This window comes from Streptomyces sp. ADI96-02, from assembly GCF_003846185.1.
Taxonomy (GTDB): Bacteria; Actinomycetota; Actinomycetes; order Streptomycetales; family Streptomycetaceae; genus Streptomyces.
In genome coordinates, this window is sequence record NZ_ML123034.1 from 189,333 (window position 1) to 202,478 (window position 13,146).

12 protein-coding genes and 1 pseudogene are annotated in these 13,146 nt (G+C 73.2%); 8 read left to right on the plus strand and 5 right to left on the minus strand.

The window, feature by feature from the left end:
• Nucleotides 1-185: 185 nt before the first annotated feature.
• The gene (locus EES43_RS00800) at nucleotides 186-803 is read left to right on the plus strand and encodes a DinB family protein (RefSeq protein ID WP_124266834.1); all 618 of its coding nucleotides are present in this window, start codon (nucleotides 186-188) and stop codon (nucleotides 801-803) included.
• A gap of 23 nt (nucleotides 804-826) precedes the next feature.
• On the opposite strand, the gene map is transcribed toward EES43_RS00800, so the two are convergent.
• The gene (gene map / locus EES43_RS00805) at nucleotides 827-1,618 is read right to left on the minus strand and encodes a type I methionyl aminopeptidase (protein ID WP_124266835.1); all 792 of its coding nucleotides are present in this window, start codon (nucleotides 1,616-1,618) and stop codon (nucleotides 827-829) included.
• A 113-nt stretch (nucleotides 1,619-1,731) separates the two neighbouring features.
• Between map and EES43_RS00810 the strand changes: the two genes are divergently transcribed.
• Nucleotides 1,732-1,998: a helix-turn-helix domain-containing protein gene (locus tag EES43_RS00810; RefSeq protein WP_124266836.1), complete on the plus strand. Its 267-nt coding sequence runs from the start codon at nucleotides 1,732-1,734 to the stop codon at nucleotides 1,996-1,998.
• 570 nt (nucleotides 1,999-2,568) lie between these two features.
• Here the strand turns inward: EES43_RS00810 and EES43_RS30445 are convergent.
• Both EES43_RS30445 and EES43_RS00820 read right to left on the minus strand, forming a co-directional pair.
• Nucleotides 2,569-2,730, minus strand: coding sequence for a hypothetical protein (locus tag EES43_RS30445; protein WP_164493091.1), 162 nt, complete (start codon nucleotides 2,728-2,730; stop codon nucleotides 2,569-2,571).
• 399 nt (nucleotides 2,731-3,129) lie between these two features.
• The gene (locus tag EES43_RS00820) at nucleotides 3,130-3,834 is read right to left on the minus strand and encodes an alpha/beta fold hydrolase (protein WP_124266837.1); all 705 of its coding nucleotides are present in this window, start codon (nucleotides 3,832-3,834) and stop codon (nucleotides 3,130-3,132) included.
• A 181-nt stretch (nucleotides 3,835-4,015) separates the two neighbouring features.
• On the opposite strand from EES43_RS00820, the gene EES43_RS00825 reads away from it, so the two are divergent.
• Both EES43_RS00825 and EES43_RS00830 read left to right on the plus strand, forming a co-directional pair.
• Nucleotides 4,016-4,984 (plus strand): LLM class flavin-dependent oxidoreductase, encoded by a 969-nt coding sequence (locus tag EES43_RS00825; RefSeq protein WP_124266838.1) that lies wholly within the window; start codon nucleotides 4,016-4,018, stop codon nucleotides 4,982-4,984.
• Nucleotides 4,985-5,111: 127 nt separating this feature from the next.
• A complete protein-coding gene (locus EES43_RS00830) occupies nucleotides 5,112-7,145 on the plus strand; it encodes an ATP-binding protein (protein ID WP_124271730.1) in 2,034 nt (677 codons plus the stop codon).
• A gap of 195 nt (nucleotides 7,146-7,340) precedes the next feature.
• Here the strand turns inward: EES43_RS00830 and EES43_RS00835 are convergent, their stop codons facing one another.
• The gene (locus EES43_RS00835) at nucleotides 7,341-8,216 is read right to left on the minus strand and encodes a PepSY domain-containing protein (protein ID WP_124266839.1); all 876 of its coding nucleotides are present in this window, start codon (nucleotides 8,214-8,216) and stop codon (nucleotides 7,341-7,343) included.
• A gap of 195 nt (nucleotides 8,217-8,411) precedes the next feature.
• Here EES43_RS00835 and EES43_RS00840 point away from each other — a divergent pair, with 195 nt between their 5' ends.
• The 4 genes and pseudogenes from EES43_RS00840 to EES43_RS00855 all read left to right on the plus strand — a co-directional run bounded on the left by EES43_RS00840 (nucleotide 8,412) and on the right by EES43_RS00855 (nucleotide 12,767).
• Nucleotides 8,412-8,660 carry a DUF6296 family protein gene (locus tag EES43_RS00840; RefSeq protein WP_124266840.1) on the plus strand — a complete coding sequence of 83 codons (249 nt, stop codon included), beginning with the start codon at nucleotides 8,412-8,414 and terminating at the stop codon, nucleotides 8,658-8,660.
• A gap of 251 nt (nucleotides 8,661-8,911) precedes the next feature.
• Nucleotides 8,912-9,673, plus strand: a complete 762-nt coding sequence (locus EES43_RS00845) for a DeoR/GlpR family DNA-binding transcription regulator (protein WP_124266841.1) — start codon at nucleotides 8,912-8,914, stop codon at nucleotides 9,671-9,673.
• Nucleotides 9,670-10,617, plus strand: a complete 948-nt coding sequence (gene pfkB, locus EES43_RS00850) for a 1-phosphofructokinase (protein ID WP_124266842.1) — start codon at nucleotides 9,670-9,672, stop codon at nucleotides 10,615-10,617. Before EES43_RS00845 ends, pfkB begins: the two co-directional genes overlap by 4 nt.
• Nucleotides 10,618-10,719: 102 nt before the next feature.
• Nucleotides 10,720-12,767, plus strand: a pseudogene (locus tag EES43_RS00855) (fructose-specific PTS transporter subunit EIIC).
• A 120-nt stretch (nucleotides 12,768-12,887) separates the two neighbouring features.
• Here the strand turns inward: EES43_RS00855 and EES43_RS30450 are convergent.
• Nucleotides 12,888-13,146: hypothetical protein (locus EES43_RS30450; RefSeq protein WP_164493092.1), on the minus strand; the 259-nt coding region annotated here is incomplete at its 5' end.

Below are 13,146 nucleotides of genomic sequence, written 5' to 3' on the forward strand. Positions count from 1 at the left end.
TCGTGTGCCCGGCCCCGGGTCGTTCGGGGTCGTTCCGGGTCCTTCCCAGGCGTCCCGGGTCGTCCCGGGTCGGATGCGCCGCCTCGGAGTACAGGGGCGTGCAGGTGACCGGGCGGCCGCCACCGGGGCCTGTCAGTGGCCGGAGGCGCACAGGGGCTGTCAGTGGGCGGTGGCACACTGCCCGCATGACGCGATCACCGGCCAAGGCCGATCTCCAGCGCTATCTGCGGTCCGCTCGCGAGGCCCTGCTGTGGAAGCTCGACGGAGTCGCGGAGTACGACGCCCGGCGTCCGATGACCCCGACCGGGACCAATCTGCTGGGCCTGGTCAAGCACGCCGCCGGGGTGGAGCTGGGGTACTTCGGCGAGACGTTCGGCAGACCGTTCGGCGAGGCGGCGCCGGCCTTCGCGGACGACGCCGAGCCGAACCAGGACATGTGGGCGACCGCCGACGAGTCGCGGGAGGACATCATCGGTCTCTACCGCCGGGTGGCCGAGCACGCGGACCGCACCGTCGAGGAGCTGCCGCTCGACGCGGCCGGCCGGGTGAGATGGTGGCCGGAGGAGCGGAGAGCGGTGACGCTGCACCAGATCCTGGTGCACGTGATCTCCGACCTCCAGCGGCATGCCGGGCACGCCGACATCCTCCGGGAGCTCGTCGACGGGACGGTCGGACTGCGAGCCGGGCTGGACAACATGGCCCCGGGCGACGCCGCCTGGTGGCAGGCCTACCGGCGGCGTCTGGAGGACGCTGCCGGTGAGGCCGGGAAGGCCGGGGAGGGGCGGGCGGCGGACCGGGCGTGAATCCTCGCCTGCGGGCCTTCGGTTCAGCGGGCCCGCCGCGCCTCGCTCCGCGGGCGCCTGGTGAGCACGAGCGGGCCGGTCTCGGTGATGGCGACGGTGTGCTCGGAGTGAGCGGTGCGCGAGCCGTCGGCCGAGCGGATCGTCCAGCCGTCGGGGTCGTAGACGATCTTGTCGGTGCCGGCGGCGAACCAGGGCTCGATCGCGATCGTCAGACCGGGGCGCAGCTTCCAACCACGGCCAGGGCGACCGTCGTTGGGGATGTGCAGGTCCTCGTGCATGGTGCGGCCGATCCCGTGGCCGCCGAACTCCAGGTTGACCGGGTAGCCGTACTCGGCGGCGACCGCGCCGATGGCCGCCGAGATGTCCCCGAGCCTGTTGCCGGGCTGGGCGACCTTGATCGCGGCTTCCAGGGCGACCTCGGTGGCCTCGATGAGCCGCAGGTCCTCCGCGGCCGGGGTGCCGACGACGACGGAGTGGGCCGAGTCGGCGGCCCAGCCGTCGATACTCACCGCCATGTCCATGCTCAGCAGGTCTCCGTCGCGGAGCTTGTAGCGGTGGGGCAATCCGTGCAGCACGGCATCGTTGACCGAGAGGCACACCACGTTGCGGAACGGACCCTTGCCGAAGGAGGGCTCGTAGTCCCAGTAGCAGGACTCCGCACCGCGCTCCGCGATCCGGCGGCGCGCGTGATGCTCCAGGTCCATCAGGTCGACTCCCACTGCGGCGAGCTCACCGAGCTCGGCCAGCACCTGCCCGACGAACCGCCCCGTGACGTGCATGCGCTCGATGTCTGCGGGAGTCTTGTGCTCGATCACTGCGATCCTCGATTTCTCCGGGCGACCGGGTAGGTATATTTATACCAGGGGTATTTTTATACCAGGTGGTGGAGTGGTTGCCGCTGGACGGACCGCCGCTCTAGCATGTGCGCATGGTTCGCCATCCGCTCGCCCCCGAACAGATCGAGGCGGGCCGACGTCTCGGAGCCGCGTTGCGCTTCGCCCGGGCCGGACGCAGCCCCGGCGACGTGGCGCTGGAGGCGGGGATCTCGCCGGAGACCCTTCGCAAGATCGAGACCGGCCGCCTGCCGACGCCCGCGTTCGGCACCATCGTCCGGCTCAGCGAAGTGCTCGGCGTACCCCTGTCCGAACTCGCCGTCGTCTGGCGCACCGACCCCGCCCTGAGCCAGGCTTCCTGAGGGCCGGGGCCGGCGGACCGCATCCGGGCCGCTTCTCCTCCCCCGTCCGGCAGACAGTTGGACGGCCCTGTCCCCGGGCGGTCGGCCCGCCGCGTCCCATCGCGGCGCTCGGCGACGGCTCGTCGGCTTCGCCGGGCACAGAACCCGGAACCAGGGCAGCCGGCACTTCACCGCCTCCATCCACTCGCGGGGCGGCGAGGACGTCGGCGAGGACGGCGAGAAGGTCGTAGACGTCTGTTCGACGGGAGTCGTAGGGGCCTGTCCGACGGGAAAGGACCGAGGGACCGGCGTCGGTCCGGGAGCGCTCTCAGAACAGGCGCACGAGCGACCGGGAGCCGGCGGTGCGCCGTTCGCGGTGCCGACAGGCGGGAGGCCGCTCAGCGACCTCGGGGCTCGGACGGAGATACGGGTGGCCGCGGCCTCACCCGCCGCTGCCGACAGCCGTCCTCAGAAAACCACCGCGTTGTTGACGCAAGAACAGAGCAGTGGTCGCACGAGGTTGATCGTCTCGTGATGGACATGCCCTTCCGGAGAAGGCGCGCGGTCCGGGGTCGGGCCGCTGGACACCTCCTAGCGGAAGGACGCGGGCGTGCGCACGCCGCCGAAGTCGATCGCGCGGTCCGCGTCGCGCAGGACCTCCTCGGCAACCCGGCGCACCTCGGCGGGTACGTCTCCCTGTTCCTCCACCAGGCTGGCGTAGATCGGTGCGTCGGTCCTGTCTGCGGAGCTCATGTTCGTGTGTCCTCGTGTCATCGGGTGCGGATATCCCCTGCCGGTCGGCAAAGGCGGGGGCGAGTGTACGTGCTGGGCGACGGCCGCCGCGATTCCGTCCGGGTGGGCCGTGAGGACGGTGACGCCGTCGCATCGCGGCATGGTGTCGTCCGCCGGGACGGTCTCCCGCGGAACGTCACGTGCTCGACGGGCCCCGCTGCCGGCCTCGCCGTGCGGCCGGCAGGGGACGGTGACCCTCGGTCCATTCGTTCACCCAGCCGCAGCCCGAGCAGGCGTACCGGCCGTCGAGTCCCGCGATCTGCGTGCCACAGCGAGCGCACGCGATGTAGGTGATCTCCGGGTGCTCGGGCCTCGGCTCGGACCCGGGCAGCTGCTCCGGCCTCGGTGCGGCGCTCATCATCAGCGCCCGTCCCCGGCCGCGCCCAGGAGGACACCGGCGAGGTCGCGCGGCCGGGAGAACATCGGCCAGTGCCCCGTCTCCAGTGTGACCAGCCGCCAGGTCTCCCCCTTGAGTAGCGCGGCCACGTCGTCGCCCGGCTCGGGGCCGTCGAGCAGGCACTTGACGTACGTCGCCGGCAGCTCGTCCAACGGGCGGGCGAGGACGGCCGGTTCGGTGAGCGTGGTGCCGGGGTGCGGTGTCGAACCGGACACGATCCGCGCGATCTGCTCGCCGGTCAGGCCCTGGCCGTCGTAGTCCTCGGCCGCGGGCGGAGGCCAGAAACCCCCGTGCTCCGCGATGGCCGCCTCGACGGACGCGCGGCCGTCCGGCCATCCCGACACGAACGACTCCCCGTCGTGCGGGACGTTGGCGTCGACGAAGACCGCGCGCGCCAACCGCTCGCCGATCCGCTGCGCCGCCTGGCCGACCGGGATGCCCGCGTAACTGTGTCCGACCAGGACGACGTCGCGCAGGTCGCGGCGCTCCACCTCATCGACGATGTCCTGGACGTGGGTCTGCTGTCCGGCCGGCTCGCCCTGCCGGTCGGACAGTCCGGACAGCGTCAGCGGGTGGGCGTCGTGCCCGGCGGCGCGCAGGTCGGGCAGTACGTCGCGCCAGGCCCACGAGCCGAGCCAAGCACCTGCTACGAGTACGAAGTGCGTCATGGCAGCAACGTAGCGCAGGGGTGTGACAACGCCGCCCGGCCCGGACGGCGGCGGCGGCAGCAGCAGAAGCGGCGGCCGAGCAGGCCCGAGCCGCAGCCGCGCCGCGTCCGCGTCCGCGAAGGTGGTGCGGCGTTCACCGAGTTCGTTATGTTCGCCCCACGTCGATCCGAGGAGCGTCCCTGTGCCTGCCCCCGCCACTCCCGCCGCCACCGGTGTGCTGCTGCCGCGCGATCTGCCCGCCGACCGGATCCTGCCGTTCGCGCGCCGTGCCGAAGAGCTGGGATTCGACTCGGTGTGGGTGGTGGAGGACCTCGGGTTCCGCGGCGGGATCGCCCAGGCCGCCGCCGTGCTGGCTTCCACGGAACGGATACGGGTGGGCATCGGCCTGCTGCCCGCGGGCGCGCGCAACGTGGCGTTCGCGGCGCTCGAAGTCGCCTCGCTGGCCCAGCTCTTCCCCGGTCGTATCGATGTCGGCGTGGGGCACGGCATGCCCGGCTGGATGCGCAGCGTCGGCCAGTGGCCCCGCAGCCCGCTCACGTTCCTCCACGAGTACGTCCACGCCCTGCGCGCGCTGCTGCGCGGCGAGCGCCCGGAAGTCCGTGGGCGGTACGTCCGCCTCGACGGCGTCGGGCTGGAGAAGTGCGCTCTGCCCGACGTCGTACCCGACATCCTGGCGGGCGTCCGCGGTCCCAGGTCGCTGGGCGTCTCGGGCGAGGTGGCCGACGGGACGATCCTCGCCGAGCCGGTGACGCCGGAGTACGCCCGCGCCGCGCTGGGCCACATCGCCGCCACCCGTGACCACCGCCTGGTCGCGTACAACATCGGCTCCGTGGACCGCGACCCGGCCGTCGCGCTGGCCGCCGCCCGGCCCGGTCTGGAGTGGATCGGCGAGCCGGACTGGCACGCCCACATCGCCCCGCTCCCGTTCGCCGAGGAGCTGGCTCGACTGCGGGCCGGGTGCGCGAGCCGCGAGGAGTTCGCGCGCCGGATGCCCGACGCCTGGGTCGCGCGGCTCGCCGTGGCCGGGACGCCGGAGCAGGCCCGCGCCCGCCTCGACGCGCTGCGGGCCGCCGGAGTCACGGACGCGGTCCTCGCCCCCGTCGGACCGGATCCGGTCGGAGCACTGGGACACCTGGCTGCCGTACTCTGAACCCTTTCGTCACGCCGTTCACTTGGCGACCATCAACGATCGAGCATGATGCATTGTCGGCCGTTTCTGACTGCTTTTCGCTATGAACGGAAGCGGTGAGGTAGGGGAAGGCAGGATGTCCTCCGTGATGGGCAACCTTCCCGTCGTGACCACCAGTTTCGTCGGCCGCGGCAGCGAACTGGTCGGTATCGCACGGGCACTTCGAGAACATCGGCTGGTCACTCTGACCGGGAGCGGCGGGGTCGGCAAGAGCCGGCTGGCCCTGCGTCTCGCCGAGCACGTCCGGAGGGACTACCCGGACGGCGTGTGGTGGGCCGACCTGTCGCATCTCCACGACGACCAGTTGCTCGCCACCACGGTCTGCGACGGCGTCGGGCTGCTCGACCACAGCCCGCGCCGACCGGTGGCGGCTCTGTGCGAATGGCTGTCCGAACGGCGTCTGCTGCTCGTCCTCGACTGCTGCGAACGGGTCGTCGGGCCCTGCCGTCAGCTCGTCACCGAACTGCTCGCCGCCGCGCCGGGGCTGACCGTCCTCGCGACCAGCAGGCAGCCGCTGGGAGCCGAGGAGGAGTACGGCGTCGAGGTGGCCCCGCTCTCCGCGGGCGACGACGGCGACGAAGCCGTCCTGCTCTTCCGCGACCGCGCCGCCGCCGTCGTCCCCGGTCTGCCGCTCGACGGCCCGGCGGACGCGGCGGCCGTGGCCGAGATCTGCCGACGCCTCGAAGGCATACCGCTCGCCGTCGAACTGGCCTGCGCCCAGCTCCGCGAGCGCACGGCGCGGGAGATCACCGAGCGGCTCGCCTCGCGGCTGGACGCCCTCACCGACGAGACGCTCTGGCCCCGCCGCCACCGGGCGCTGCGCACCACCATCGGATGGAGCCACGAGCTGTGCACCCCGCTCGAACGCCTGCTGTGGGCGCGGCTCTCCGTCTTCCGCGGCGTCATCACCACGGCCGACGCCGAGGCCGTCTGCGGGGGCGGGCCGCTCGGCGTCGACGCGGTCGCGCCCGCGCTGGAGAGCCTGGCCGAGCAGTCCGTGCTCCGGCGGACCGACGACGGCTACCGCATGCTGGACACGCTGCGCGAGTACGGCGCGATGTGGCTCGCGGAGCTGGCGGAGGACGCGCTCGTCGCCGACCGGCACGCCCGGCACTTCGCGCGGGTCGCGGTCGAGGCGCACGCCGGCTGGCTGGGTCCCGCGCAGGTCGCCTGGTACCGCAGGATCGCCGGGACCCATCCCGACCTCTGCGCCTCCCTGGACCACCTCCTGGTCGAGGATCCGGAGAAGGCGATGGAGATGGCCGGGTGCGCCGGTCTGTTCTGGAGCTGCTGCGGCCATCTCCACGAGGCCCGTACGTACCTGGAACGGGTGCTGGCCCTGCCGCTCTCCGCCGGGGTGCACCGCACCCGCGCGCTCTGGGCCCTGGGCATCACGCTCACCCTCCAGGGCGACCACGAGGCGGCCCGCCGGATCGGCGAGGAGTGCGAGCAGGCGGCCCGGCTCGACCGGGACGCCGAGGCCGCGCTCCTGGCCGCCCACTCCATGAGCTTCACCTATCTGATGATGGGCCGGCCGCAGACGGCGCACTCGGTCAGCGACCGCGCGTTGCGCGACCACCCCGGCGACCCGGCCGACGCCCCTTCGCAGCTGCGGTGCCGGGTGATACGCCTGTTCGCCCTGTCGGCGCTCGGCCGCCTCGACGAGGCGTACGAGGAGGCGACCCGGCTCCAGCGGATAAGCCTGCGCGTGGGCGAGCACTGGGGACGCGCCTACGCCGATCACCAACTCGCACTCATCCACCTGCTGCAGGGCCGCCCGGGCCACGCGGAGGACCACGCCCGCGCGATGCTCGCGAGCAAGCACGAACTGCACGACAGCCTCGGCATCGCGCTCGGCCTCGACCTGCTGGCCGGGGCCATCGCCGCCCGGGGTGACGGCGTCACCGCCGCCCGGACCTCCGGAACGGGCCACACGTACTGGCGGATGATCGGCCACCCCCATCGCGGCACCCCGGAGCTGGGAGCGATCCGGGAGCAGTGGGAGCGCCGGGCCCGGGAAGCCGCCGGGGACACGGCCTACGAGCGGGCCTACCGCCGGGCCTCGGCCGACGACGCCGAGCGGGGCCTCGCCCATGCGCTGGAGCGTCCGCTCCCCTCCTGACGGACCGGACGGCGGACCTCGTCTGCCGGCTTCTCGACCGCCGGGCGCCGCGCACGTGAGGCGGGTGGACGCCCGGAAGGGCTGAGCCGGTGTCCGGCTCAGCCCTTCCGGGCGCGCTCCCGGGTGTGCGCGGGTGCGACGGTCTCCCGGGGGCGGGGCCGGGAGCGTGGCTGGACCTGCGGTCTGCGGATCCGGTCAGTTCTTGTCGGTCTGCTCGCGGACGATGGTGTCGTTCTTGGCGTCCACGTCGAAGGTCGTCTTCTTCCAGTCGGATCCGACCACGTCGACCGACCAGACGACGCGCTTGCTCGCGTAGCCCAGGTCGACCGAGGTGACGGTCCCCTTCTTCTTCTCGGTGGCGACCTTGGCGGCCTGCTGGGGCGTCTGCGTCGCCTTGGCGAGCCACTGCGCGGTCTCGCGTTTCTCGTCCGCGTCCTGGTCCGCGTCCACGCGGGCGTCGATGACCTTGCCGTTCACCGCGTTGATGCGGACGACGTGGATCGTCCCGTTCTTCTCCGCAACCTCCGCGACCCAGACCGGGCCCGTGGCTCCGGGGCTCGCGCTCGCGGATCCGGTCCCGGACGGCCTCGCGCTGCCGCTCACGCGGACGGACGCGCTCGCGGAGGTCTTGGCGGACGCGGAGGCTTTGGCGGACGCCGAGACGGACGCGGAGACGGAGACGGACGCGGAGGCCGACGCGCTCGTGCTCGCCGAAGCGCTGGGCCGTGCGCTCTCGTCGTCCAGGCCCTCCAGGTCCAGTTCGACCAGCTTGCCCCCGGCGACCTCGCCGACCGCGGTGGTGGCGGCCCTGGTGAACGTGACCTTGGTGGCGGAAAGGACCTTCTTGCGCTCCAGCTGGGCCTGGGTCAGCTTCGCGCCGGCCGAGGGTGTCGCCGTCTTCTGCGGCAGGACCTTCGCGGCCTCGGACGTGACGGCGGACGTCGAGCTGTCCGCGCTCTGACCGCAACCCGTCACCAGGGCGGTGGCCGCGGCCACACAGAGTGCTCCGCCGGCCCTGAGGCGGCGCGAACGGAGGGTGGAACGGTTCGTTCGTCGGGGCTCAAGTCTCATACAGGCATGACTAGCCCCGACCACACGCAGTCATGTTGTCCTACCGGTCGGAGTCACCCGATCGACCGGGAGGGTCCGCCCGTTGGCGGTCGCGGTGCGCGGACCGCCCCGCGCCTCTCCTCGGGCGGCGAAAGCCCCGGTGGGAAACAATGGGGTCAGGGCCGCACTCCGTCACGGCCCGGCCGGGAGGCCTTCATGGATCGCACGGAACGCTACGAGCTCGTCTTCCCCCTGTCCGGCGCCGAGGACGACGTGGTCACGGTTCACCTGACCGACCGGGCCGGAGCAGGGGGATTCCCGGTGTACGAGGACGACACCGGGATCGTCCGCGCCGAGATCAGCGACCGGGGAGAGGTGCGCATGCTCGCCAGCGGCGGCCACCAGGTCCTCGGCGCGCCGCTGCTGGCCCGCCCCTTGCGCGAGGACGCCACCGGCTCGTCGTGAACCGGTCCACGAAGGGGCGCACCGTTCGACGGTGCGCCCCTTCGTCCTGCCCGGGCCTCCCCGCGTTCCGGGTGCCGGGCGCTCAGCGGTGCCTGTCCGGTCCCGATTGCCCGCTCCTGGCTCATCCGGCTCCGGTGCCCGTTTCCGCTCGTTTCCGTCCGACCTCGCCCGATCGTGTTTACTTTCCTGGGGCCCATCCGTAACCTGGGCGCGAAACCACAGACTCGGGCATGAAACGGAAACGAAGTCACATGTACGCACCGGAGCGACAGCAGGAGATCCTGCGGCTCGCCCAGGAGAGCGGCCGGGTCGATGTGCTGTCGCTGGCCGAGGAGTTCCAGGTGACCGCCGAGACCGTCCGGCGCGACCTCAAGGCGCTCGACCGGGCCGGACTGCTGCGCCGGGTGCACGGCGGGGCGATTCCGGCCGGGCGGCTCGGCTTCGAGCCGGATCTGGCCGAGCGCGACTCCGTCGCCGCCGACGAGAAGGACCGCATCGCCCGCGCCGCGCTCGCCGAGCTGCCGGCGGACGGCAGCGTGATCATCGACGCGGGGACCACCACGGCCCGGCTCGCCGCCGCCGTCCCCCTCGACGCGGCGCTGACCGTGGTGACGCACGCGCTGCCGGTGGCGGCCCGTCTCGCCGACCACCCGGGAATCGCGCTGCACCTGGTCGGCGGCCGGGTACGGCACCGCACACGCGCGGCGGTCGACGCCTGGGCGCTCGGGGCGTACGCGCAGATCAAGGCCGATGTGGTCTTCCTCGCCGCCAACGGGTTCTCCTCCGACAGCGGCCTGACGACGCCCGACCTGGCCGAGGCCGCGGTGAAACGGGCCGTGGTCGCCGCCGCCCGCCGGGTCGTGCTGCTGGCGGACTCGGGCAAGTTCGGGCAGCAGCACTTCGCCCGTTTCGGCGACCTCGCCGACGTGGACCTGCTCATCACCGACACGGGCCTCGGCCCCGACGACGCCCGCGCCATCGAGAGCCGGGGCACGGAAGTAGTACGCGCATGATCCTCACCGTCACCCCCAATCCCAGCCTCGACCGGACGTACGAGCTGCCGGAGCTGGTCCGCGGCGGCGTCCTGCGGGCCGCTGCCGATCGCGTCGACCCCGGCGGCAAGGGGATCAACGTGTCCCGCGCGGTCGCCGCCGCCGGGGGCCGCACGGTCGCCGTCGCCCCGATGGGCGGGGCGGAGGGCGCGCTGCTGGCCCGGCTGCTCGGGGAGCACGGCATCGAGGCCGCCGGAGTGCCGATCGCCGGGAGCACCCGGATCAACGTCACGCTCGTCGAGCCCGACGGCACCGTCACCAAGATCAACGCGGCCGGGCCCGAACTCGGTCCATCCGAGGCGGAGGACGTCCTCGAAGCAGTCCGGACCCGCTCGGCCGACGCCGACTGGATCGCGTGCTGCGGAAGCCTGCCGCGCGGCACCGCGCCCGAGTGGTACGCGCGGCTGGTCGCGCGGAGCCACCGGGGCGGTACGAGGATCGCGCTCGACACGTCCGGCGCGGCGCTGACGGCCGCGTTGCGGGAAGGGCCCGACGTGATCAAGCCCAACGCCCAGGAGCTGGCCGAGGCCGTCGGCCGCCCGCTGCTCACGGTCGGCGACGCGGTGGACGCCGCGGGTGAACTGCGGGAACGGGGCGCCCGCTCGGTCCTCGCCAGCCTGGGAGCCGATGGGCAGGTGCTGGTGGAGGCGTCGGGCGCGTACTTCGCGACCGCCCCCGTGCGGACCGTGCGCAGCAACGTCGGCGCGGGCGACGCCTCGCTCGCCGGCTTCCTCGCCGCCGGGGGCAGAGGCCCCCGGGCGCTGACGGCCGCCGTGGCGCACGGTGCCGCCGCGGTGCAGTTGGCGGGCAGCATCATGCCGCGCCCGGCCGACCTCGATCTGCCGGCGGTCGTGACGACCTCCGACGTGCCGGTGGACCGTCCGCTGACGGAACCCGCCCCATGACCGCCGGCCCGCCCCGGCCCGGCGGACCGCCGCCCCGCCCGCCTTCCCCGATACCCGTACTCCGATCCGCCGCAGGGCGGCCCCTCAGCAAGGAGCACCGCGATGAGTGAACTGATCACCGCGGAACTGGTCGACCTCGATCTGTCCGCCGACACGAAGGAGGCCGCCGCGCGGTCGCTCGCCGAACGGATGGTGGCCGCGCACCGCGTCACCGACCTCGACGGCTTCCTGGCGGACGTCGCCGCCCGTGAGGCGCAGATGCCCACCGGACTCGACGGCGGCATCGGCATTCCGCACTGCCGCAGCGAACACGTCAACGCGCCGACGCTGGCGTTCGGGCGCAGCGCCCGGGGCATCGACTTCGGCGCGTCCGACGGTCCGGCGGATCTGGTCTTCCTGATCGCGGCCCCGGCCGGGGCCGACGAGGATCACCTGAGCATCCTGTCCGGCCTGGCCCGCAAGCTGATGGACCCGGAGTTCACCGCCGCCCTGCGCGCCGCCGAGGAGCCCGGCGCGGTGGCCGCCCTCCTCCGGGGCGAGGAGACCGCGACAGGCCCCGCCGAAGGCCCGGCCGCCGAGCCGGGACAGGAGGCCGCGGAGCCGTCCGGGGAGGGCGGCGCACCGGAGTCCTCTCCCGCGGGGCGTCGTCCCTTCCGGATCGTCGCCGTCACCTCCTGCCCCACCGGCATCGCCCACACCTATCTGGCCGCCGAGTCCCTGACGGCGGCGGGCCGCGCCGAGGGCGTCGAGGTGACCGTGGAGACCCAGGGCTCGGGCGGCTTCCGGAAGCTGGACCCGGCCGTCATCGCGGCGGCCGACGCGGTCGTCTGGGCGCACGACGTCGAGGTGCGGGACAAGGCCCGCTTCGCCGGGAAGCCGCTCGTCGACGTCGGTGTGAAGGCGGGCGTCAACCGGCCCGCCGAGCTGATCGCCGAGGCGCGGCGCAAGGCGGAGCGCGGTGAGGTCTCCGGCGCACCGGACGGCGGGAAGGCCCCGGAGCCGGGTGCGGACGGCACGCCCGGCGCGGATGTCGGGCACTTCGGCATCCGGCTGCGGACCTATCTGATGTCCGGCGTGAGCTACATGGTGCCGTTCGTCGCGGCGGGCGGCCTGCTCATCGCCCTCTCGTTCGCCATCGGCGGCTACGAGACAGCGGGCGCCGAGTCGGTCGCCGACCACTTCGTCTGGGGCGAGGCGGACAGCTGGGCGGCGCTGCTCAACCAGATCGGCTCCGCGGCCTTCGGCTTCCTGGTGCCGGTGCTGGCGGGCTACATCGCGTACGGGATGGCGGACCGCCCCGCCCTGGTGCCCGGGTTCGTCGGCGGAGCCATCGCGCTCACCATCGACGCCGGGTTCCTCGGCGGTCTGGTCGCCGGTCTGCTGGCGGGCGCCGTGGTGATGGCGATCCAACGGATACCGGTGCACGCGACGCTGCGCGGCATCATGCCGGTCCTGGTGATCCCGCTGATCGCCTCGGCGGCCGTGGGCTTCCTGATGTACATCGTCGTCGGCAAGCCCATCGCCTCCCTGCAGAACGCGCTCACGGACTGGCTGAACGGACTGTCGGGTTCCAACGCGGTGATCCTCGGCATCGTCCTCGGGCTGATGATGTGCTTCGACATGGGCGGCCCGCTGAACAAGGTCGCGTACGCCTTCGCGGTCGGCGGCCTCGCCGATCCGACCGACGGCGGTCTGAAGGTCATGGCGGCGGTCATGGCGGCGGGGATGGTCCCGCCCCTGGCCATGGCCCTCGCCACGACCGTACGGAGCAGGCTGTTCACCCGGACCGAGCGGGAGAACGGCAGGGCGGCCTGGGTGCTGGGGCCTCCTTCATCACCGAGGGCGCCATTCCGTTCGCCGCCGCCGACCCGCTGCGGGTGATCCCGTCGATGATGGCGGGCGGCGCGGTGACCGGTGCGCTGTCCATGGCCTTCGGCGCGACGCTGCGCGCCCCGCACGGCGGCGTCTTCGTCGTCCCGTTGATCGGGGAGCCGTTCCTCTACCTGCTGGCGATCGCCGCCGGCACGCTCGTGGCGACGGCCCTGGTGGTCCTGCTCAAGGGCGCCCGGCGGTCCACCGGCACCGCCCCGGCCGGGCAGCCGTCCGCCGACACCGACGCCGCCGACAGGCCGGTTTCCGCCACCGCCTGACCGCCACGCCCACGCAGCCACCGGGCAAGGGGTAGGGCACGGCGAGGTCCGGGCCGAGGCACGGCGAAGGTCCGCAGCTCACCCGCTGCGGACCTTCGTCATGCCGGACCGGCACCCGGGTCAGGAGCTCAGAAGGGGCACCTGGACATAGGTGCCGACGCCGTTCACCAGGTGGGTCTCGACGCGGGGAGTGGGATCGAACAGGCCGGCCTGGTTGAGTGCCGCGGTGTTTCCGTTGTTCGCCGGGGCGAGATGCCCCCCGTAGGGGTTCTTGAGGGGCAGCGACGAGAACGCGGCGAAGGCGTTGTACCGGTTGAGGAGTACGCCTTCGGGCTTCTCACCGTTGAACTGGTGGTAGGCGCCGATCGCCGGGTCGGCG

Coding starts and splice junctions, on each gene's coding strand:
- EES43_RS00800 (WP_124266834.1), top strand. CDS start 186: ATGACGCGATCACCGGCCAAGGCCGATCTCCAGCGCTATCTGCGGTCC.
- EES43_RS00835 (WP_124266839.1), bottom strand. CDS start 8,216: ATGAGACTTGAGCCCCGACGAACGAACCGTTCCACCCTCCGTTCGCGC.
- EES43_RS00820 (WP_124266837.1), bottom strand. CDS start 3,834: ATGACGCACTTCGTACTCGTAGCAGGTGCTTGGCTCGGCTCGTGGGCC.
- EES43_RS00845 (WP_124266841.1), top strand. CDS start 8,912: ATGTACGCACCGGAGCGACAGCAGGAGATCCTGCGGCTCGCCCAGGAG.
- EES43_RS00840 (WP_124266840.1), top strand. CDS start 8,412: ATGGATCGCACGGAACGCTACGAGCTCGTCTTCCCCCTGTCCGGCGCC.
- EES43_RS30445 (WP_164493091.1), bottom strand. CDS start 2,730: ATGAGCTCCGCAGACAGGACCGACGCACCGATCTACGCCAGCCTGGTG.
- EES43_RS00830 (WP_124271730.1), top strand. CDS start 5,112: ATGGGCAACCTTCCCGTCGTGACCACCAGTTTCGTCGGCCGCGGCAGC.
- EES43_RS00810 (WP_124266836.1), top strand. CDS start 1,732: ATGGTTCGCCATCCGCTCGCCCCCGAACAGATCGAGGCGGGCCGACGT.
- pfkB (WP_124266842.1), top strand. CDS start 9,670: ATGATCCTCACCGTCACCCCCAATCCCAGCCTCGACCGGACGTACGAG.